This window comes from Stenotrophomonas sp. YJH_SMC_43 (assembly GCF_059372535.1).
Genome location: NZ_JCAFVQ010000007.1, coordinates 38,096 through 58,845 on the forward strand (window position 1 = coordinate 38,096; position 20,750 = coordinate 58,845).

Below are 20,750 nucleotides of genomic sequence, written 5' to 3' on the forward strand. Positions count from 1 at the left end.
CTGCCGCTACAGCTCGGCACTGACCGGGCTGGTGATGAAGCCCCACAGCAGGCGTGCCATTACGGCGGGTGAGCGTGCCTGCCCGCGCGCATAGGCCAGCAGCGCATCCAGCCGCGGGCGGTCATAGAGGTGGCCGGCCAGCAGTACCGCATGCACGCGACGGGTATTGGCGGTGTCCTGCAGCGGGTCGCCGTTGAGCAGCACCAGATCGGCCGCCTTGCCGACCTCGACGCTGCCATGTGACGCCTGCAGTTCCAGGTGACGCGCGGCCTGCAGGGTAGCGGCACGCAGTACATCGGCTTGGCTCAGCCCGGCGTGCCGCAACCACTGCAGCTCATCGTGGTAGCGGAAGCCGCCCAATCCGGTATCGGTGCCGACCAGCACGGTGACGCCGGCACGATGCGCCGCACCGGTCAGTGCCAACCCATGCTCGAAGTAGGTCTTCAGTGCGTCTTCGCCGCGTCGGCCGGGATAGCGCGCCACGGTGGCCTGCAGGTCATCACGCCACGCCCAGCGTGAGAGCGGGTCCAGATAGGCCAAGCGCGGATCGTTGACGAAGGCGGGGTCGCGTGCACGTGCATCTTCTTCGCGGGTGACATGCGTTGGCACGAATGCTGCAGCACTGGCCTGCATCAAACCGAACGCTTTGCTGCAGAGCGCGGGCTGATAGCTGGCCACCATGCGTTCGGCCAGTCCAGTCGGGTCTTCGCCGTCAAGCGCGCCACCGCGCCATGCCGCCGCGTTGTCGAAGCAGTGGCGCACGAACAGATGGGCGTGTTCGAAGCTTCGCTGGCCTGCCTGCACCGCGTCTTCCAGAGGCACAGCCCTGGGCAGGTGGCCGACCAGTGGACGATGCAGCTGCCGTGCCTCGGTGGCCAGCCGCTGGTAGGTATCCGCACGCAGCTTGTTGTAGACCTTCAACGCGTCGACGCCACGGGCGCTGTACGCGTGCGCCCGCAATGCGGCAGCCTCTGGCGAGAGTGATGGATCCTCGAAATAGAAGCTGGCGATCTGCACGAAGCGGGGTGCGACCTGTTGCCCTGCGATGGCTTGTGCAGTCCAGCGGCGCTTGTCGGCCACGCAGGCGATCAGCGGGTCGGTAGCCTGCGGGCAGTCCATCATGTCGCGGGTGCCGGTAATGCCATTGGCCAGCATCAGTGCGAACTGCAGTTGCGGTGACAGCTGCAGTGCATGGGTATGCATGTCCCAGAAGCCGGGCACCAGCCAGCGGCCACCGGCATCGAGCACCGGCAATGTGGTGTCCCGTGGAGCTTTGCCAATGGCAGTGATCGTGCCGTCGCGCACTGTCACTGTGGTGGGGGCGCTGACCTGGCCACGCGCGACGTCCACCACCCGCGCGTTGACGATCACGCGGCTGTTGCCCGGCTCGGGCAACGGCGGTGCCGACAGCGGCCAGAGCAGAGCGGCGGCGAACAGCAATGGCGGCGCCAGCAGGAGGATGGCCAGAACGATCGGCCATCGCCGACGGTGGGCGGAACGGGGCAACGCACGTGCTGCATCCATGAGCCGGCAATCCTTGCATTGGGTCGTCCGCAGGGTGCTGCAAGCCGGACACGGGCGCCAGTGACCATCGGCATCTGGCCCGGCCTGGCTCCGGGGCGGTTACCCTGTGCGGTGGAACTCCTGATCACGCCTGCCATGTCCATCGTCCTGACCGATTTCGCCCGTCCCCGCCTGTTCCCACGCGTGCCGCGCGGCAACACCATCCAGGACTGCACTGCCGAGCAGTTCGAGGCACACCTCAATGCGCACGCACCGCTGAAGGTGCTCGACGGCTACGCGCCGTTCTGCAAGTTGTTCGTCTACGAGAACTGGACCAGCACGCGCTGCCTGACGGTGCCGGTCACCGAGGCCAACCGCCATCTGCTGCGCAGCGGCTACGAAGCGCGCAACCGTGAGGAACTGCCGGTACTGGTGCGCTGGTTCGAGGGTGTGGAGTCCCCGCGCGCGAACTACCTGGTGGTGATCCTGTACAGCGCCGGGCAGCTGGCGAGGGAAGGTTCACCGATCGAGGCCGACTGGGGCATCGTCGGCTGCATCTACACCGCCGAACCGGAAGAGGTGCCGATGGCGCCGATCACGATGATGCGCAATGCGCTGGGCGTGGAGGAGGGCGGTTCCGGTGTGCCGCTGGACCGGGAGGCCTACCGGCGCTCGGTGGAGTTCTGGGAGAACAACGCCAACTGGCGGCCCTGAGCGCACGCTGTGGCCGGACAGCCGGCATGTGAACAGGGTGAGCGCAGTGGAGCGCTACCATGGCGGTGAATCAACGCAGGGAGCACAGGGATGGATGTTCGACGTTGGATGCCGTTTGCATGGGTCGCCGCAGGCCTGTTGGCCGCAAGTGAAAGCTCGGCAGCAAAGTACGATGCAGGCGCTGCCTGTGGGGCCCTGTCCGACGTGATGCAGATCCGCGACGCGGGCGTGGGGTCACTGCAGGCGCAGGCAACCTCGGGGCGTTGCACGTTCCATGTGGAAGCGGATGACGCAGCAGCGCTTTCGCGTCAGCAGTCATTGCTCCAGAGCGTGTCGGCGATTGCCTGTGGTGGGCCAGTCACCACCCGGCCTTCGCAAGGGGCTGCGGGCTTCGACCTGCAGATGCCTGCCCGTTGCCCGCTCTCTTCCAGCACGCCGTTGATTGCCCGGGAAGGAGGCTGGCACCAGCGGCGGCTCTCGTCGGTCCCGGCGTATCCCGCGGCCGCCATGCGCGAAGCCCAGCAGGGCGGTGTCGAGCTGATGCTGCTGCTGGATGCACAAGGCAAGACCCAGGCGATCATCCTGTCCCGGTCCAGTGGGTACCCACTGCTCGATGCGGCGGCGCTCAAGCACGCGCGCGACTGGCGTTATGAGCGTGAAGCGGCGGGCAAGGCGCCAGACATGAGCCTGATACGCGGAACGGTCACGTTCAAGCTCAACTAGGGCATCTGCAGGGCGGGCTCGGCCTTCCACTCCCACCAGCGGTAGTGGTACTCGCGCTCGGTCGCGCTCCATTGCCGCGCGCAGCAGGTGCACGTCAGCCGGTAGCATTCGCCCCAGCCATCCTCCGCTTCGCCCCGTGCACGCAGCTGCACGTGACCTTGTTCCAGCAGCGGCTCGGGGCTGAAGAACACATAGGAAGGGTAGAGCGCACACAGGCAGCCTTCGCGCGCCTGCCAGTAGCGCAGCCGTTGCAGGGCCGCCTTGAGGTGAGCCTGGTTGCTGATCAGCATGCCGCCAAGGGCGACGCCCTGGCAGCTGCGTTCAATCGTATCCACATGCGCGCTCAACGCCTCCAGGGATGCGGGAGTGAACAATCGGGCGACGGTGCGTGCGGCATCGGTGATGCGCGTTGCGTCGCGCGACAACAGGTCCTGCAGCAGCACGTCGGCCTGTGCATCGTCGAGCCGGGGAATCGGCGCTGCAGACCACGGCCAGCGCATCAGCGTGACTTGCCGATGGCAGCGTAGTGGCCGGCGGTGAGGCGCAGCAGGTCAGCCGGCGCCAGTTCCACTTCCAGGCCGCGGCGACCGGCGCTGACATGCAGCGCGGGCAATGCCTGCGCGCTCGCGTCCAGGAAGGTGCGCAGGCGCTTCTTCTGCCCGAGCGGGCTGATGCCACCGACCAGGTAACCCGTCGCGCGCTGTGCAGCGTCGGCGGCGGCCATCTCGCACTTCTTGCAGCCGGCCGCTTCGGCCAATGCCTTCAAGTCCAGCTGGCCGGCCACCGGCACGATCGCCACCAGCAGTTCGTGTGCCTCGGTGCTGGCCAGCAGGGTCTTGAACACCTGGGCCGGATCGAGACCGAGCTTGTCGACGGCTTCGCCGCCATAGGATTCGGCGTGGGCGTCGTGCACGTAGCTGCGCACGGTGTGGGCGATCTTCTCGCGCTTGAGCAGGTTGATGGCCGGGGTCATGGGGACATCGTAGCGTGGGGCGGGGGTGTTGCCTTGACCGAGGCTATTGCCTGGCGCTGGCGGATGCGGTGCCGGACAAGCCCGGCATCCACCAGAAGCCAGGATCGGTGGACCAACGCAGAACGGGCGCCCGAAGGCGCCCGTTCCGTGTGCATCCGTTGCTGGAGTCAGAGCCCTTTCCTGCGGAAAGGGATCCGACCCCGGCACGATCAGTAGCGGTAGTGGTCCGGCTTGAACGGGCCTTCCACCGGCACGCCGATGTAGTCAGCCTGTTCCTGGCTCAGGGTGGTCAGCTTCACGCCGATCTTTTCCAGGTGCAGGCGGGCCACTTCTTCGTCCAGCTTCTTCGGCAGCAGGTAGACCTTCTTCTCGTAGCTGTCCTTGTTCGCCCACAGGTCGATCTGTGCCAGGGTCTGGTTGGCGAAGCTGTTGGACATCACGAAGCTCGGGTGGCCGGTGGCGCAGCCCAGGTTCACCAGGCGGCCTTCGGCCAGCAGGAAGATCGCGTTGCCGTTCGGGAAGATGTACTTGTCCACCTGCGGCTTGATGTTGACGTGCTTGATGCCGGCGAACGACACCAGCGCATCGACCTGGATCTCGTTGTCGAAGTGGCCGATGTTGCAGACGATGGCCTGGTCCTTCATCGCGCTCAGGTGCTCGATGCGGATGATGTCCTTGTTGCCGGTGGTGGTGACGTACAGGTCGGCACGGCCCAGGGTCGATTCGATGGTGTTGACCTCATAGCCTTCCATCGCCGCCTGCAGGGCGCAGATCGGGTCGATCTCGGTGACGATCACGCGCGCGCCATAGGCACGCAGCGAGGCGGCGCAGCCCTTGCCCACGTCACCGTAGCCGCAGACCACGGCCACCTTGCCGGCCAGCATCACGTCCATCGCGCGCTTCAGGCCATCGGCCAGCGACTCGCGGCAGCCGTACAGGTTGTCGAACTTGCTCTTGGTGACCGAGTCGTTGACGTTGATCGCCGGAATCAGCAGGGTGCCGGCCTGGGCCAGCTGGTACAGGCGGTGCACGCCGGTAGTGGTCTCCTCGGAGACGCCCTTCCAGTCCTTGACCACGCGGCCCCAGTAACCCGGGCGCTCCTTGGCGACGCGCTTGAGCAGGTTCTTGATGACCTGTTCTTCGTGCGAGGACGAGGCGGTGTTGACCCAGTCGCTGCCGTTTTCCAGCTCGTAGCCCTTGTGGATCAGCAGGGTCACATCACCGCCGTCGTCCACCACCAGCTCCGGGCCGGTCAGGGTGCCGTCGGCCAGGGTGAAGGTCAGCGCGTCCAGGGTGCAGTCCCAGTACTCTTCCAGGGTCTCGCCCTTCCACGCGAACACCGGGGTGCCGGTGGCGGCGATGGCGGCGGCCGCGTGGTCCTGGGTCGAGAAGATGTTGCACGAGGCCCAGCGCACGTCGGCGCCGATGTCCTTCAGGGTCTCGATCAGCACCGCGGTCTGGATGGTCATGTGCAGCGAACCGGTCACGCGCACGCCCTTCAGCGGCAGGCTGGCGGCATGCTTGCGACGGATCGACATCAGGCCCGGCATTTCGTGCTCGGCGATGTCCAGTTCCTTACGGCCCCAGTCGGCCAGCGTGATATCGCGGATCTTGTAATCACCTTCGGTGGAGAAGGTCTTGGCAACAGCGTTCATTCGTGTGCTCCGGTTGTGGACGAGCGGGTGCTCGCATCTAGCCGGGCGCCGTTGTTACAAAGCCACCTTACCGAGCCTGGCCGGGCCTCGTGGGATCCGGTCGCAGCGCCCCTCGGCAGGGGAGAACCCCCATTATATCGCGGCCCCGCCATGACATCGGAACGACCCAACCATCGGCAGATGGGATCGCGTGCACAGACTGTTAAGGTCGGTGTTTTCACGCATCACACAGGTGGAACGATGAGCATGCACGCGCGCCGCACACGGCGCTGGACCGGCCTGGTCCTGTCGATGGGACTGCTGGCGGTGGCCCCGCTGGCCTGGGCGGCAGCGCCGCAGCCTGCGGCCGCACAGGCCCAGGGCGTCAACGGCTATGAACTGCCGTCGGCCGCGCTGCAGGCGGTGGTGGACGCGCCCCGTGCGCCCTCGTTGTACCTGTCGCCACGCCGCGACGTGGCCGCGATGATGCAGATGCCGTCGCTGCCTTCGATCCAGGTGGTGGCGCAGCCGGAACTGAAGCTGGCCGGCCTGCGCATCAACCCGCGTACGTTCTCCGACAGCCGCTTCAGCTTCGGCGAGAAGCTGTGGCTGATGAACGTTGCCGACGGCAAGGAACGGCAGATCAGCGGCCTGCCGGCCAAGCTGTCGATCGCCAGTGTGATGTGGTCGCCGGACCAGAAGTGGCTGGCCTTCAACCAGGTCGATACCGCCAGTGGCGCCAATGAACTGTGGCTGGTGGACGTGGCCGGTGGCAGTGCCCGCCGTCTGGTTGCCGGCCTGAACACGGTGATCGGCAGCGGCTACCAGTGGCTGCCGGACAGCCGCGGCCTGGTGGTGTTCACCCGTCCGGCCAACCTCGGTGCGGCCCCGGCCGCCGACGGCATTCCGACCGGCCCGGCTGTGCAGCAGACCCGCCAGGGCGGCGGCGTCGTGTCGATCCGTACCTACCAGGACCTGCTGAAGAACGAGGCCGACGCGCGCCAGTTCGATTACTACGCCACCACCCAGCCGATGGAAGTCAGCCTGGATGGCCGTACCCGCGCGATCGGCGCGGCCGGCATCTTCATGGGCTTTGCAGTGTCGCCGGATGGCCGCTTCGTGCTGCGCCAGCCGGTGCAGCGGCCGTACTCCTACGTGGTGCCGGTGAGCAGTTTCCCGCGCCGCATCGAAGTGATCGACCGTGCCAGCGGCAAGCTGGTGCACACCGTGGCCGTGCGTCCGCTGGTGGAAGGCCTGCCGACCGGCAACGACGCCGAAGTGACCGGCGTGCGCGACATCAGCTGGCGGGGTGATGCCGATGCCACCCTGGTCTGGGCCGAGGCACAGGACGGTGGTGATCCGAACCGGGAGGCCAAGGTGCGCGATGCGGTGCTGATGCAGGCCGCGCCGTTCGACAAGCCGCCGGTGACCCTGGCCCAGCTCGGCAGCCGTCTGGTGGGTATCAACTGGGGCCGTGGCGACCTGGCCCTGCTGACCGAGTCGTGGTGGAAGACGCGCAAGACCAGGACCTGGCTGATTGCCCCGGACAATGCCGGTGCCGAGCCGCGCCTGCTGTGGGATCGTGACGCGCAGGACCGCTATTCCGACCCGGGCCGTCCGCTGTTGTCCAGCGACGACCGCGGCCGCTCGCTGCTGCAGACCACCGCCGATGGCGGCAGCCTGTATCTGGCCGGTGCCGGTGCTTCGCCGGAGGGCGACCGCCCGTTCGTGGACCGCTTCGACATTGCCAGTGGCAAGGCTACCCGCCTGTTCCACTCGCAGGCGCCCAGCTACGCCGCGCCGGTGGCGCTGCTGGACGACCAGGGCAGCTCGCTGCTGCTGAGCCGTGAAAGCCCGGATGAGCCGGCCAACTTCTACGTGCAGTCGCTGGCCGATGCCGGTGCCGCACCGCGCGCGCTGACCCATTTCGCCCATCCGCTGCCGCAGCTGAAGGGCGTGCAGAAGGAGCAGATCCGCTACAAGCGCAAGGATGGCGTCGACCTGACCGCGACCCTGCTGCTGCCGCCGGGCTACGACCCGAAGCGCGACGGCCCGCGGCCGCTGCTGATGTGGGCCTACCCGGGCGAGTTCAAGAGCGCGGCGGCGGCCAGCCAGGTGACCGATTCGCCGTACCGCTTCAATGCGGTCAGCTACTGGGGCCCGCAGGCGTTCCTGGCCAAGGGCTATGTGGTGCTGGCCAGCCCGTCGATGCCGATCATCGGTGAGGGCGACAAGGAGCCGAACGACACCTACATCGAACAGCTGGTGGCCAACGCGCAGGCCGCGGTGGATGAAGTGGTGCGTCGTGGCGTGACCGATCGCGAGCACATCGCCATCGGTGGCCATTCCTACGGTGCGTTCATGACCGCCAACCTGCTGGCGCACACCCGCCTGTTCAAGGCCGGCATCGCGCGCAGCGGTGCCTACAACCGCACGCTCACCCCGTTCGGTTTCCAGGCCGAGGAACGCAACTACTGGCAGGCGCAGGACGTCTACCAGAAGATGGCGCCGTTCAATTATGCCGACAAGATCAAGGACCCGATCCTGTTCATCCACGGCGTGGACGACAACAACTCTGGCACCTTCCCGATCCAGAGCGAGCGCATGTTCGCCGCGGTGAAGGGCCTGGGTGGCACCGCGCGGCTGGTGATGCTGCCCAACGAATCGCACGCCTACCGCGCACGCGAATCGATCATGACCATGCTGGCCGAAAGCGAGCGCTGGCTGGAACAGACCATCGGCCCGGCCGAGCAGGGCAAGGCGAAGAAGAAGCGCTGACTAGTGTGACGGCGGCCCCCGCAACGGGGCCGCCTGTGCGGCTGCGCCGCCGCCCGAGCATGGGCTCGGGCGCTACACGGTGTCACGCGCCACGACGCTTGTAGAGCCGAGCCCATGCTCGGCTGCGTCCGTCATGGATACGTGCAGATGAAACCATTTTTGCATCGCAGCACGACGCCCGTTCTGGTTTAGGCTTGGGGCCTGGATCCGTTGACCGAGGCCTGTGCGTCGCCGATGAACGAGTACCGCAGCAGCATCGAGTTTGCTTCTCCCGATCTTCCGCTTCGCGATGACGTGCGCCGGCTCGGCGCGCTGGTCGGTGACCTGCTGGTTGAACAGGTGTCCGCCGCGTTTCTCGACGACGTCGAAGACGTGCGCACCCGCGCGATTGCCCGCCGCGAGAACCAGGCGCCGCTGTCGGAGCTGGCCGATGGCCTGGCCGGGCGCACGCCGCAGCAGGCCGAAACCATGGTGCGTGCGTTCAGCACGTACTTCCAGGTGGTCAACATCGCCGAGCGCGTGCATCGCATCCGCCGTCGCCGTGACTATCAGCGCGCCGGTACCGCAGGTGCACAGCCTGATGGCCTGCAGGACGCGCTGCAGCACCTGAAGGCGCAGGGCGTGGGCCTGGACGAACTCGCGCAGTGGCTCCCGCGCATCGACATCGAACCGGTGTTCACCGCGCACCCGACCGAGGCGGTGCGCCGCGCGCTGCTGGAAAAAGAGCAGCTGATGGTGGCCAGCCTGGTCGACAACCTCGACGGCCAGCGCACGCCAGGTGAGGCCGCGGCCGACGCCGCGCGCTTCCGCATGGCGCTGACGGCCTCGTGGCAGACCACCGACTCCTCGCCGGTGCGGCCCACCGTGGATGACGAGCGCGAACATGTCGGCTTCTATCTGGTGCAGGTGTTGTACCGGGTGATTCCGGTGCTGTACGAATCGCTGCAGCAGGCGCTGCGCGATACCTACGGTGAAGAACTGCCGTTGCCGCGCCTGCTGCGTTTCGGCACGTGGGTAGGCGGCGACATGGATGGCAATCCGAATGTGGATGCCACCACCATCCGCAACACGCTGGATGCGCAGCGGCAGGCAGTGCTGGGGCGCTACCAGAAGGAACTGCTGCAGCTGGCCAGCCTGCTCAGCCAGTCTACCGAGCGGGTGGGTGTGAGTGATTCGCTGCAGGCACGCGTGGCGCAGTACCAGCAGCTGCTGCCGCAGGTGCAGTCGCGCCCGCGTCATGCCGACATGCCGTACCGCCTGCTCAATGACCGCATGCGCGCACGCCTGCAGGCGACGCTGGATGATGGCAGGGGCGCCTACGCCGGCCCCGCCGAACTGATCGACGACCTGCAGCTGATCCTCGACAGCCTGCGCGCCAATCGCGGCGAACATGCAGGCGGCTTCGCCGTGCAGCGCCTGCTGTGGCGGGTGAAGACCTTCGGCTTCCATCTGGCGCGGTTGGATGTGCGCCAGGAATCGAGCGTGCATGCGCGCGCACTGGCTGCGGTGCTGGGCGGCGAAGAAAGCTGGCAGGCGCTGGATGCGCTGGGCCGTGCGCGCCTGCTGGGCCGGCATGCCAGCGGGGAAGACACGCTGCCCAATGGCGATGACGAGGGCAACCAGCGGCTGGATGCGGTGTTCGCTGCACTGGCCGATGCGCGCGCGCGGCATGGCAGCGATGCACTGGGCAGCTACATCATCTCGATGGCACACGACCGCAGCGATGTGCTGGCGGTGCTGGCGCTGGCACGCCGTGGCGGTTTGGTAGAGGAGGGCGGTGCGGTGCCGCTCGACATCGCGCCACTGTTCGAGACCGTGGATGACCTCAAGCGCGGCACCGCGACCCTGCGTGACCTGCTGGCCGACCCGGTCTACCGCGCCCATCTGCGTGCGCGCGACGACGTGCAGATGGTGATGCTGGGCTATTCGGACAGCAGCAAGGACGGTGGCATCGCCGCTTCGCGCTGGGGCCTGCAGCGTGCGCAGGTGGAACTGCTGGAGGTGGCGGCCGAGGCCGGCATCCGCCTGACCTTCTTCCATGGCCGTGGCGGTTCGATCAGCCGTGGCGGTGGCAAGACCACGCACGCGGTCGATGCGTCGCCGCGCGGCAGCATCGATGGCCGCCTGCGGGTGACCGAGCAGGGCGAGGTGATCCATCGCAAATACGGCATCCGCGCGCTGGCCCTGCGCTCGCTGGAACAGGCCACCGGTGCAGTGCTGCGCGCCAGCCTGCGCCCGCGTGCCGCCGAGCCGCGCGAGGATGAGTGGCGGCCGGTGATGGACGCGGTGGCCTCGGCCAGCAGCGAGGTGTATCGCGCGTTCGTTGGCCAGGCCGGCTTCATGGACTACTTCCGTACCGCCACACCCATCGACGTGATCGAGCGGATGACGCTGGGGTCGCGTCCTTCGCGTCGGCTCGGCCAGGACGCGGCACTGGGCAACCTGCGCGCGATTCCCTGGGTGTTCGCCTGGAGCCAGGCACGCGCGGTCATCCCCGGCTGGTACGGCGTGGGCAGTGGCCTGCAGGCGGCGGTCGATGCCGGCCACGAACAGACCCTGCGCGATATGGCGCGTGACTGGCCGTTCTTCCGCACCTTCCTGGACGACATCGCGATGGTGCTGTCCAAGGGCGATATCACCATCGCCGAGCAGTTCTCGCTGTTGTCGGGCGACCTGCATGGGCGTTTCTTCCCGCAGGTGCAGCGTGAACTGGAACTCACCCGGCACTGGCTGCTGGCGTTGATGGACCAGCAGACGCTGCTGGACCACGATGCGCGGCTGGCGCTGTCGATCCGCCTGCGCAATCCCTACGTCGATCCGATCAGCGTGCTGCAGGTGGATCTGCTGCAGCGTTGGCGGGCCAGCGGACGCGAGGATGACGAACTGCTGCGCGCGCTCGTGGCGTGCGTGAACGGTGTTTCGCAGGGCGTGCAGAACACCGGGTGATGCGTATCCGCCGGGCATGGCCCGGCGCTACCTGCCTCGGTGGGTGCGGGGCGTGCCCCGCACGCCCTCACTCCTCCGGCGACGGCGGATTCGACGCCAGCAGTTCCAGGTGCCGCTGTTCCATTTCCTGGCGCAGCTGGCGGCGGATCTGTGCGGCGGCCTGGCGGCGCTTCTCGTCGGAGGTGGCCGGTTGCAGTGGCGGTACCGGCGTCGGCCGGCCTTCCTCGTCCACCGCCACCATCGTGAAGAAGCAGCTGTTGGCGTGGCGCACGCTGCGCTTGAGGATGTCCTCGGCCACCACCTTGATGCCGATTTCCATCGACGAGGTACCGGTATGGTTCACCGAGGCCAGGAAGGTGACCAGCTCGCCCACCGCGATCGGCTGGCGGAACATCACCTGGTCCACCGACAGGGTGACCACGTAGCTGCCGGCGTAGCGGCTGGCACAGGCATAGGCGACCTGGTCGAGCAGCCGCAGGATCGCGCCACCGTGGACCTTGCCGGAGAAATTGGCCATCTCCGGCGACATCAGCACGGTCATGGACAGCTGGTGGGTTTTCAGTTCGGTCGACATGGGGCGATTGTATCGGCGTGGCGTAGCTCTTGTAGAGCCGGGCCCATGCTCGGCTGCTCTTGTCGCAGGAAAAAGAAAGCCGAGCATGGGCTCGGCTCTACAGAAAGCAGAAGGGCCGCGTGAGCGGCCCTTCGTGTTTCTTACTTCAGCTTCGCATCGGCGCGCAGGGCGGCGGCGCGATCGGTCTTCTCCCAGGAGAAGGCCGTGGCGTTGACGGTCTCGCCTTCGCCGTTGAGGTAGCTGAACTCCTTCGGCTTGCGGCCGAAGTGACCATAGGCCGCGGTCTGCTGGTACATCGGGTGCACCAGGTCCAGCATCTTGATGATGCCGTACGGGCGCAGGTCGAAGTGCTTGCGGATCAGCTTCTCGATCTTGTCGTCGCTGATCTTGCCGGTGCCGAAGGTGGTGACCGAGATCGAGGTCGGCTCAGCCACGCCGATGGCGTAGGAGACCTGCACTTCGCAACGGTCGGCCAGGCCGGCGGCAACCACGTTCTTGGCGACGTAGCGGGCCGCGTAGGCTGCCGAACGGTCGACCTTGGACGGGTCCTTGCCGGAGAAGGCGCCACCACCGTGACGGGCCCAGCCGCCGTAGGTGTCGACGATGATCTTGCGGCCGGTCAGGCCGCAGTCGCCCACCGGGCCACCGATCTCGAACTTGCCGGTCGGGTTGATGTGGAACTTGGTGCCCTTGTGCAGCCACTTCGCCGGCAGCACCGGCTTGATGATTTCTTCGCGGACGGCCTCGATGAGGTCCTTCTGCTTGATGCCCGGGGCATGCTGGGTCGACAGGACCACGGCGTCGATGGCCGAGACCACGCCGTTTTCATAGCGCAGGGTGACCTGGCTCTTGGCGTCCGGGCGCAGCCACGACAGCGGCGAGTTCTTCTTCTTGCGGATCTTGGCCTGCTGCTCGACCAGGCGGTGCGACAGGTGGATCGCGGCCGGCATGTAGCTGTCGGTCTCGTTGGTGGCATAGCCGAACATCAGGCCCTGGTCGCCAGCGCCCATTTCTTCCGGCTTCTTGCGATCCACGCCCTGGGCGATGTGCGGCGACTGCTTGCCGATCAGGTTCAGCACGCCGCAGGTGGCGCCGTCGAAGCCGACGTCGGAGCTGTCGTAGCCGATGTCCGTGATGACCTTGCGGGTCAGTGCTTCCAGGTCGATCCAGGCGCTGGTGGTGATTTCACCGGCCACGATGGCAACACCGGTCTTGACCATGGTCTCGCAGGCCACGCGGGCGCGCTGGTCCTGGGTCAGGATCGCGTCCAGCACCGCATCGGAGATCTGGTCGGCAACCTTGTCCGGATGGCCTTCGGAGACCGACTCGGAGGTGAAGAGATAGCTGGACATCAGGCGTAATATCCCTTGATTCGGATGGAAAGATGGGCGCGAATGATACACGGGGTGCGCCGCCTGTGCATTGTGAACCGGTACCGGTTGCCGGTGGTTAAGCCCGCGTAGGCCTGGCAAGGGCCGTCGTGACGGGATTGGGCCCGGCCTCGAGGCCCAGTGTTCCACCAGCGTGACGACGGACGGGGCTGTCCAACCCCGGACCGCGCAGGCCGCGACCCTGCCAGGCCGGCCGTCATCGTTCTGCCCCGAAACCGCCATCTGGCTGCCGCCTGCCGGGCGCAGGCTGTCGGCCAATCCGGCCGCCGGGCATGAGTGGATCCGCCATGCAGGAACTCGAACAGCGTCTCCAGCAACGCTTCCCCGATTGGTTCCACGGCCGCCGGGGCCAACTGGCGCGGCCGTTGTTGCGCAGCGTCGGCCGCTGGTCGAGGTTGGACCAGATCGAAGCGTTCCTGCAGCGCAGTGCGGGATTGCGCGGATTCGGCTTCGTCGCCGCCGCCCTGGAGTTCATCGATGGCCAGTACCAGGTGGATCCGGCCGCGCTGGCGAAGATTCCCGCCAACGGCCGCCTGCTGATCGTCGCCAACCACCCCTCGGGGGCGCTGGACGCCCTCGCACTGCTGGACGCGGTCGGCCGCATCCGTCGTGACGTGCGGATCGTGGCCAACGATCTGTTGGGAGCCATCGCGCCACTGCAGGACCTGCTGTTGCCGGTGCGCATTCTTGGCGGCAAGGCCCAGCGCGGCAGTCTGCATGCGGTGGAGGAGGCGCTGGCCGCCGAGCAGTGCGTGATTGTGTTCCCGGCGGGTGAGGTCTCGCGCCTGTCGCTGCGCGGCATCCGCGATGGCCGCTGGCAGCGCGGGTTCGTCCGCTTTGCCCGTGCCGCCGGTGCGCCGGTGCTGCCGGTGCGCGTGGAAGCACGCAATTCGGCACTGTTCTACGGCGCCTCGACCCTGTTCAAGCCGGCTGGCACCGCGCTGCTGGCGCGCGAGATGTTCACCCGCCGTGGCCGCCCGCTGCGCCTGAGCATCGGCGAGCCGATGCAGCTGGGCAAAGGCGGCGATCCGGGCGCACAGCTGCTGGCGGTACGCCGCGCACTCTATGCGCTGGGCCGCAATGGCGCAGCCGGTAATGCCGCTGCCTGCGCAGGTCCGGAGCCGCTGGCTGCCCCGGTCCCGCCCTCGCAGGTCGCCGCAGGGATTGCCGCAGCGACCCAGCTGGGCCAGACCGCCGATGGCAAGCAGATCCTGCTGGCCACCTGTACCGCTGATTCACCGCTGCTGCTGGAGCTGGGCCGCCTGCGCGAACTGACGTTCCGCCAGGTGGGCGAGGGCACCGGGCGCAGCCGCGACCTGGACGACTACGACCTGCGGTACGAGCACATCGTGATCTGGGACGCGGCCGCGCAGCGCATCGCCGGCGCGTACCGGATCATGCGCGGCGCCCATGCGCTGGCCCGGCACGGCCTGTCCGGGCTCTACAGTGCGTCGCTGTTCCGCTATTCCGACGATGCCATCACCCACATCGCCGAGGGCCTGGAACTGGGCCGCAGCTTCGTGGTGCCCGATTACTGGGGCAGCCGCAGCCTGGATTACCTGTGGCAGGGCATCGGCGCCTACCTGCAGTGCCGGCCGGGCATCCGCTACCTGTTCGGCGCCGTGTCGATCAGCGCGGCGCTGCCACGCGATGCGCGCGAGCAGCTGGTGGCGTACTACCAGCGCTATTACAGCGGTACTGCTGGCCTGGTCGAATCGAACCGCCCGTTCCAGTACTTCGCCGCGCCGCCGAGTTTCGGCGAGTTGGATGCCGGTGCCGCGTTCGATGTGCTCAAGGCCAACCTGGCCGCACTCGGCACGGGGGTGCCGACGCTGTACCGCCAGTACACCGATCTGTGCGAACCCGGTGGTGCCCGCTTCCTCGCCTTCGGTGTCGACCCGGACTTCAGTGATTCGATCGACGGCCTGATCGAAGTAGACCTGTGTGCGATCCGGCCGAACAAGCGCAAACGCTACCTGCGCGACGCGGGGACGCCGGCATGAGCGCGCTGGCGAACCTGTCGCCGCACCGGCGCGCAGTGTTCGTCTCCGATGTGCATCTGGGTTCACGTCATTGCCATGCCACCGAGCTGGCACGGTTCCTCTCGCAGCTGCGTTGCGAACGGTTGTACCTGGTCGGCGACATCATCGACCTGTGGTGGATGGCGCATCGCCGCGCCAACTGGCGGCAGTCGCACAGCGAAGTCATCCAGGCCCTGCACGCGTTGCGCCGTGCCGGGACCGAGATCGTCTACATCCCCGGCAACCACGATGCTTCGCTGCGCCAGGTCTGCGGGTTGATGCTGCCGGCGATGCAGGTGCGCCGCCGCGCCATCCACGTGACCGCCGATGGCCGCCGGCTGCTGGTCGCGCATGGGGACGAGTACGATGGCGTGACCCACTTCGGCGGCCTGCAGGAGAAATTCGGCGATTGGCTGTACTACCGCATCCTGACCGGCAACCAGGCGTTGAACGCGGTGCGGCGCCTGCTGGGGATGCGCTACTGGTCATTGTCTGAATTCCTGAAGAAGCGCAGCGGCGCCGCCGAACGCTACATCGAACGCTTCGTGCAGGCCGGGCTGGACGATGTCCGCCGTCGCGGACTGGATGGCATCATCTGTGGCCACATCCACCGCGCTGCGTTGATTGAACGCGATGGCCTGGTCTACGCGAACGACGGCGACTGGGTGGAAAGCCTGACCGCGCTGGCCGAAGACCACGATGGCGCGCTGCGCCTGCTGGACCACAACGGCCAGACGCTGGTGGAGCTGCCGGGCGCGCGCCTGTCGCAGGCGGCGTAACCCGCGTCTGTCCCCTTGTAGAGCCGAGCCCATGCTCGGCTGCTCTTCATTGCGTGTAACGGCAGCCGAGCATGGGCTCGGCTCTACATGCACCGCCCGCAAGCCGCTAGCATCGGTCCATGGATTCCCTGACCCAGATCGTGCTCGGCGGCGCCGTCGCCGCTGCCATCGCTCCGCCCGGCCAGCGCCGCGCGGCCCTGTTGGCCGGTGCCGCGCTCGGCACCCTGCCGGACCTCGATGCCCTGTGGCTTGGCTTCACCGCCGCCGACCCCGTGGCGAACATGATCGAGCACCGCAGCTTCAGCCATTCGCTGCTGGTGCTGCCCTGGGTGGCAGCGCTGATCTGGTGGCTGTTCAAGCGCTTCGGCAACGGCCGCGTTGCGCAGTCACCGGTGCGCTGGTTCTGGGCGATCCAGCTGGCGCTGGTCACCCATCCGCTGTTGGATGCATTCACCGTTTACGGCACCCAGTTGTGGTGGCCGTTGCGGCCACACCCGACCATGGGCTCCAGCGTCTTCATCATCGATCCCGGCTACACGGTGTGGCTGCTGCTGGGCTGCGTGCTGGCCTGGTTTGGCCGCGCCCGCCCCTGGGCTGGCAAGGTGCTGGGTGTGGCGTTGCTGGCCAGCAGTGCCTATCTGGGCTGGGGCCTGATCGCCAAGGCCCAGGTCGACCGTGCTGCCCAGCAGGGCCTGGCGGCGATGGGCCTGGGCGATGCCCCGCGCTTCTCGGTGCCGATGCCGTTCAACACCCTGCTGTGGCGGGTGGTGGCGATGACGCCGAACGGCTACGTGGTGGGCGACCGCTCGCTGGTGGCCGACCATGGGCCGATGCAGTTCGAAGGCCACGCGTCCAACGTGCAGGTACTGCGCGAAGCAGGGGGCATCCCGGCGGTGCAGCAGCTGACCTGGTTCAACCGTGGCTTCATGCGTGCGCAGGTGATGGACGGCCGGCTGGTGCTGAGCGACCTGCGCATGGGCCTGGAACCGGACTACACCTTCAACTTCGCCGTGGCCGAGCAGGTCGACGGGCAGTGGCGGCCAATCACGCCCGAGCAGCTGCGGGCGGATTACAGCAGTCCCGCCGCGCGCGCTGATGCCGGGCGCCGGCTGGCGGCGATGTGGCAGCGGATCTGGCATGCGCCCGTAGTCGGCGCTGTCGAGTAGATCCACGCCATGCGTGGATGCGGGAGCATTGGTGCCGCGTCGGCTCAATACACCGTGGCGCGGCCCTGCACGAACGAATAGAAGAACACCGCATTCGGGTCGTTCTGCACCAGGCGGAACTCGCGACGCATGCCTTCCACGGTTTCCTCGTCCACCGAGCCGGCCTGCAGCAGTTGGTCGGCGGCCGACAGCAGCAGCTGCTCCCAGAACGCGATCATCGTCTTGCGCCGCGCCGGTTCGCGGTTGTCCAGGTGGATGGTCTTGATCTCGGTGTGCACGTCGCGGAAGCCGCCGGCCAGCAGCAGGTTGCCCAGCTTGGCGCCAACGAACGGGTCGCCCCCGTGGTCGTACTGGAAATCGTTGAACGCCATCCAGTAACGCCAGATGTGCGGCGAATACGGGTCGAGCAGGAACGAGGCATTCATCACCTCGGTGATGTAGACCGGCGAACCCGGTGCCAGCACCCGGCGCACCTCGCTCAGCACGCGCGCCGGTGACGGCACGTGCTCCAGTACCCAGCACAGGAACGCCGAGTCGAAGCTGCGTGCCTCGAACGGGAGCTCGCCGGCGTCAGCCTGCTGCAGGGTGTAGCGATCGCTGCACCACGGCGTGCGCGCCAGGTTCTCGCGCGCGGTGGCCAGCTGGGTCTCGCTCAGGTCCACACCGGTCACGTGCAGCTCGGGGAAGCGGCGCAGCAGGATCTCGGTCTGCGCACCCACGCCGCTGCCGACTTCCAGCAGGCGCCGCGCGCCGCTGTAGTCGATCTGGCCGAAGATGCTCGATTCCAGCAGGCGGGCCTGGGTCATCAGGCGCTGCTGCTCGGTGCCGGAAAACCCGTGCAGGTAGGTCGGGGAAGAAATCGGCGGGGTCATGGGGCGGGCTCTCGGTGTTCAAGACGGTCGAGCAGGCTCGACTCTGCGACGCAGCGATGCGGTCAGGCGGCCGAAGACAACGCCGGTTCCCCGGCGATCAGGCGGTCGAAGTACTCGGTGGTCAGCGCGATCTGGCTCTGCGGGTCTTCGGCGCGGTTGACCACGGCGCGGAAGGCAGCATTCTCCGGCCGGTCCTTGGCATACCAGCCCAGGTGCTTGCGCGCGATGCGCACGCCCTGCGGCTCGCCATAGAACGCATGCAGTGCGTGCAGGTGGCCGAGCAGGATGTCGCGCACTTCCGCCAGCGACGGCGGTGGCAGTTCCTCGCCGGTGGCCAGATAGTGCGCCACTTCGCGGAAGATCCACGGCCTGCCTTGTGCCGAGCGGCCGATCATCACCGCGTCTACGCCGGTTTCCTTCAGGACGTAGGCGGCCTTCTGCGGCGAATCGATATCGCCGTTGGCGATCACCGGAATGCGCAGCGCGGCCTTGATCTCGCCGATCGTGGCGTACTCGGCCTGGCCGGTGTAATGCTGGTCGCGGGTGCGGCCATGCACCGCCAGCGCGGCGATGCCGCTGTCCTCGGCGATGCGGGCGATCACCGGGCCATTGCGATGGTCGCAGTCCCACCCGGTGCGGATCTTCAGGGTGACCGGAACGTCCACCGCGTTGACCACGGCCTCGAGGATGCGCGCCACCAGCTGCTCGTCACGCATCAGCGCCGAGCCGGCCCAGGCGTTGCACACCTTCTTGGCCGGGCAGCCCATGTTGATGTCGATGATCTGCGCGCCGTGGTCGACGTTGTAGCGTGCGGCCTCGGCCAGCTGCTGCGGCTCGGTGCCGGCGATCTGCACGCTGATCGGGGCCGGCTCGCCATCATGATCCATGCGGTGGATCGACTTGCGCGTGTTCCAGAAACGCGGGTCACTGATGGTCATTTCCGAGGCGGCCAGCCCCGCGCCCAGCCGTTTGCACAGCAGGCGGAAGGGCTTGTCGGTGACGCCGGCCATGGGCGCCAGCACGACGTTGGGGGCAATGGTGTACGGGCCGATCTGCATGCGCCCATTGTAGGGCGCGGGCGGCGGTACGGCCGTGTCGGGCGCGGTCCGGTTCAGGCCGATCGGCACCGACCTCATGCCGTACCGGCATCAGCAGATGCTTGACGGTTGCTTCCGCCGCCCCCAAGGGCGGGCGATGGTAGGCGGCTACCCCAGGCTCTGCCAGGCCTGGCGGGTACCCAGCGCGAAGGCCAGCCCCAGGCTGAGGCACACCAGTGAACTGACCACCCAGAAGCGCCGGCCGTTGTCGCCGGGCCGGAGCAGGGCCAGCCCGAAGCCCATCGCCGCGCGCAGCAGCAACAGCAGGGCGATGCCCGACAGGACCAGACGGCTGGCCGGCAGCGGCGAATGCCAGCCCGCTGCGGCCAGTGCGTACAGGGTCCAGGCCACCAGCACGGCCGTAATGCCGGCGGTCATCAGCGGCGGCCACCAATGCCCGGCCTGTGCCAGCCGGACCATGCGCGGGCCAGCACCGAAGTACCTGTACCACGCGGCGCCGAAGGCAATACAGCCGATATGCAGCAGGGCCGCAATGGCACTACCGGCGGCGGCAACCAGCAACCAAGGGAATCCGTCCATGTCCTGCCCACGCTGAAACGCTGCGCGGATGGTGGGTGAGGGGCGGGATGCGGGCAATGCGACCGGCAGTCGCAGCCGTCCGATGCGACCACAGGTGATAGCGCTGCGCTCAGCGCGGCGGATCGATCTGCAACCCGGCGCCGAGACGGTCCAGGGCCACGTCCACGCGTGGCAGCCGCTGCCGGCCTTGCGGCCATAACAGGCGCAGCGGCAGGCCGCGGCAGTCCAGCGACGGCAGGATCGAGACCAGGCTGCCGCGCGCCAGCGCGTCATCGACCAGCCAGGTGGCCAGCTGCGCGATGCCGAAGCCGGCCTCGACCGCCGCCACCTGGGCCTCGGCGCTGCCAACCACCAGGCGCGCGCGGGCCTGCAGCGGTGTACTGCGCTGCCCGCCATCGGCCACCTGCCACGGCCCGATGCTGCCGTCCGCGCGTCCGAACAGCACACCGTCATGCCCAGCCAGCTCGGCGGCCGAGCGGGGCTGGCCATGCCGGAGCAGGTAGGCCGGGGAGGCGCAGAAGCGCAGGCATTCGTAACCGAGCTGGCGGCTGCCCAGCGTGGCGGGCAGCGGCTCGGGACCGCCGATGCGTACGGCGAGGTCGACGCCGTCCTCGGCGAGGTCGCTGAAGCGGTCGCTGAAGGTCACCTGCGGATGCAGCTGTGGAAACTCGGCGGCCAGCTGCAGCAGCAACGGCCAGACTTTGAGGCGCCCGAAGGTGGCCGGCGCATCCACCCGCAGGCGGCCCAGGGGAGCGTCTGCGTGCGAGACCAGCACTGACTCGGCATCGGCCAGTTCGCCCAGCACCCGCACGCAGGTGCGGTAGAAGCCCTCACCGGCCTCGGTCAGGCGAAGGCGGCGCGTGCTGCGTTCGAACAACCGCGCTCCCAGCCGCGCCTCCAGCCGCGCGATGGTCTTGCCCACCGCCGAACTGGTCAGGTGCAGGCGTTCGGCGGCGGCAGTGAAACTGCCGGCATCGGCGGTGGCGACGAAGGCCTCTATGCCGCGCAGGCGCTCGGTGGGAAGCATGGGGAGAAATTC

17 protein-coding genes and 1 riboswitch are annotated in these 20,750 nt (G+C 67.8%); of the genes, 7 read left to right on the plus strand and 10 right to left on the minus strand.

Annotated features, from left to right (window positions below):
* Positions 1-6: 6 nt before the first annotated feature.
* Positions 7-1,524 carry an amidohydrolase family protein gene (locus AC5QAH_RS20380; protein ID WP_313470758.1) on the minus strand — a complete coding sequence of 506 codons (1,518 nt, stop codon included), beginning with the start codon at positions 1,522-1,524 and terminating at the stop codon, positions 7-9.
* Between the two features lie 135 nt (positions 1,525-1,659).
* On the opposite strand from AC5QAH_RS20380, the gene AC5QAH_RS20385 reads away from it, so the two are divergent.
* Together AC5QAH_RS20385 and AC5QAH_RS20390 are read left to right on the plus strand one after the other, a co-directional pair.
* Positions 1,660-2,217 (plus strand): DUF3228 family protein, encoded by a 558-nt coding sequence (locus AC5QAH_RS20385; protein WP_043397983.1) that lies wholly within the window; start codon positions 1,660-1,662, stop codon positions 2,215-2,217.
* Between the two features lie 108 nt (positions 2,218-2,325).
* Positions 2,326-2,940: an energy transducer TonB gene (locus tag AC5QAH_RS20390; protein WP_495232539.1), complete on the plus strand. Its 615-nt coding sequence runs from the start codon at positions 2,326-2,328 to the stop codon at positions 2,938-2,940.
* Here the strand turns inward: AC5QAH_RS20390 and AC5QAH_RS20395 are convergent.
* The 3 genes from AC5QAH_RS20395 to ahcY all read right to left on the minus strand — a co-directional run bounded on the left by AC5QAH_RS20395 (position 2,937) and on the right by ahcY (position 5,568).
* Positions 2,937-3,440 (minus strand): hypothetical protein, encoded by a 504-nt coding sequence (locus tag AC5QAH_RS20395; RefSeq protein WP_049448953.1) that lies wholly within the window; start codon positions 3,438-3,440, stop codon positions 2,937-2,939. The two genes, AC5QAH_RS20390 and AC5QAH_RS20395, sit on opposite strands and share 4 nt — an antisense overlap.
* The gene (ybaK, locus tag AC5QAH_RS20400; RefSeq protein WP_019338083.1) at positions 3,440-3,913 is read right to left on the minus strand and encodes a Cys-tRNA(Pro) deacylase; all 474 of its coding nucleotides are present in this window, start codon (positions 3,911-3,913) and stop codon (positions 3,440-3,442) included. The genes AC5QAH_RS20395 and ybaK overlap by 1 nt, the downstream gene beginning before the upstream one ends.
* 209 nt (positions 3,914-4,122) lie before the next feature.
* Positions 4,123-5,568 (minus strand): adenosylhomocysteinase, encoded by a 1,446-nt coding sequence (gene ahcY / locus AC5QAH_RS20405; RefSeq protein WP_049451423.1) that lies wholly within the window; start codon positions 5,566-5,568, stop codon positions 4,123-4,125.
* A gap of 36 nt (positions 5,569-5,604) precedes the next feature.
* A riboswitch (S-adenosyl-L-homocysteine riboswitch) is annotated at positions 5,605-5,688 on the minus strand.
* A 120-nt stretch (positions 5,689-5,808) separates the two neighbouring features.
* Between ahcY and AC5QAH_RS20410 the strand changes: the two genes are divergently transcribed.
* Both AC5QAH_RS20410 and ppc read left to right on the plus strand, forming a co-directional pair.
* Positions 5,809-8,325: a S9 family peptidase gene (locus AC5QAH_RS20410; protein ID WP_495232540.1), complete on the plus strand. Its 2,517-nt coding sequence runs from the start codon at positions 5,809-5,811 to the stop codon at positions 8,323-8,325.
* Between the two features lie 234 nt (positions 8,326-8,559).
* Positions 8,560-11,271, plus strand: coding sequence for a phosphoenolpyruvate carboxylase (gene ppc / locus AC5QAH_RS20415; protein ID WP_235651216.1), 2,712 nt, complete (start codon positions 8,560-8,562; stop codon positions 11,269-11,271).
* 67 nt (positions 11,272-11,338) lie between these two features.
* Here ppc and AC5QAH_RS20420 read toward each other — a convergent pair whose 3' ends face one another.
* Together AC5QAH_RS20420 and metK are read right to left on the minus strand one after the other, a co-directional pair.
* Positions 11,339-11,845, minus strand: a complete 507-nt coding sequence (locus tag AC5QAH_RS20420) for an acyl-CoA thioesterase (protein WP_010481883.1) — start codon at positions 11,843-11,845, stop codon at positions 11,339-11,341.
* A 140-nt stretch (positions 11,846-11,985) separates the two neighbouring features.
* Positions 11,986-13,197 carry a methionine adenosyltransferase gene (metK, locus tag AC5QAH_RS20425; RefSeq protein ID WP_010481882.1) on the minus strand — a complete coding sequence of 404 codons (1,212 nt, stop codon included), beginning with the start codon at positions 13,195-13,197 and terminating at the stop codon, positions 11,986-11,988.
* 326 nt (positions 13,198-13,523) lie between these two features.
* On the opposite strand from metK, the gene olsF reads away from it, so the two are divergent.
* From olsF to AC5QAH_RS20440, 3 genes are all read left to right on the plus strand, one after another.
* Positions 13,524-15,239: a bifunctional ornithine lipid synthase OlsF gene (olsF, locus tag AC5QAH_RS20430; protein WP_197597619.1), complete on the plus strand. Its 1,716-nt coding sequence runs from the start codon at positions 13,524-13,526 to the stop codon at positions 15,237-15,239.
* Positions 15,236-16,036, plus strand: coding sequence for a UDP-2,3-diacylglucosamine diphosphatase (locus tag AC5QAH_RS20435; protein ID WP_019338088.1), 801 nt, complete (start codon positions 15,236-15,238; stop codon positions 16,034-16,036). Before olsF ends, AC5QAH_RS20435 begins: the two co-directional genes overlap by 4 nt.
* A gap of 119 nt (positions 16,037-16,155) precedes the next feature.
* Positions 16,156-17,202 (plus strand): metal-dependent hydrolase, encoded by a 1,047-nt coding sequence (locus AC5QAH_RS20440; RefSeq protein WP_312718868.1) that lies wholly within the window; start codon positions 16,156-16,158, stop codon positions 17,200-17,202.
* A 44-nt stretch (positions 17,203-17,246) separates the two neighbouring features.
* Here AC5QAH_RS20440 and AC5QAH_RS20445 read toward each other — a convergent pair whose 3' ends face one another.
* From AC5QAH_RS20445 to AC5QAH_RS20460, 4 genes are all read right to left on the minus strand, one after another.
* On the minus strand, positions 17,247-18,074 hold the full coding sequence (locus AC5QAH_RS20445) for a class I SAM-dependent methyltransferase (RefSeq protein ID WP_005415318.1): 828 nt from the start codon (positions 18,072-18,074) through the stop codon (positions 17,247-17,249).
* A gap of 62 nt (positions 18,075-18,136) precedes the next feature.
* The gene (dusB, locus tag AC5QAH_RS20450) at positions 18,137-19,132 is read right to left on the minus strand and encodes a tRNA dihydrouridine synthase DusB (RefSeq protein WP_241873701.1); all 996 of its coding nucleotides are present in this window, start codon (positions 19,130-19,132) and stop codon (positions 18,137-18,139) included.
* Between the two features lie 147 nt (positions 19,133-19,279).
* Complete coding sequence (locus AC5QAH_RS20455; RefSeq protein WP_019338090.1) at positions 19,280-19,711, minus strand: hypothetical protein; 432 nt, start codon at positions 19,709-19,711, stop codon at positions 19,280-19,282.
* Positions 19,712-19,820: 109 nt separating this feature from the next.
* Complete coding sequence (locus tag AC5QAH_RS20460) at positions 19,821-20,738, minus strand: LysR family transcriptional regulator (RefSeq protein WP_312718860.1); 918 nt, start codon at positions 20,736-20,738, stop codon at positions 19,821-19,823.
* Positions 20,739-20,750: the final 12 nt, after the last annotated feature.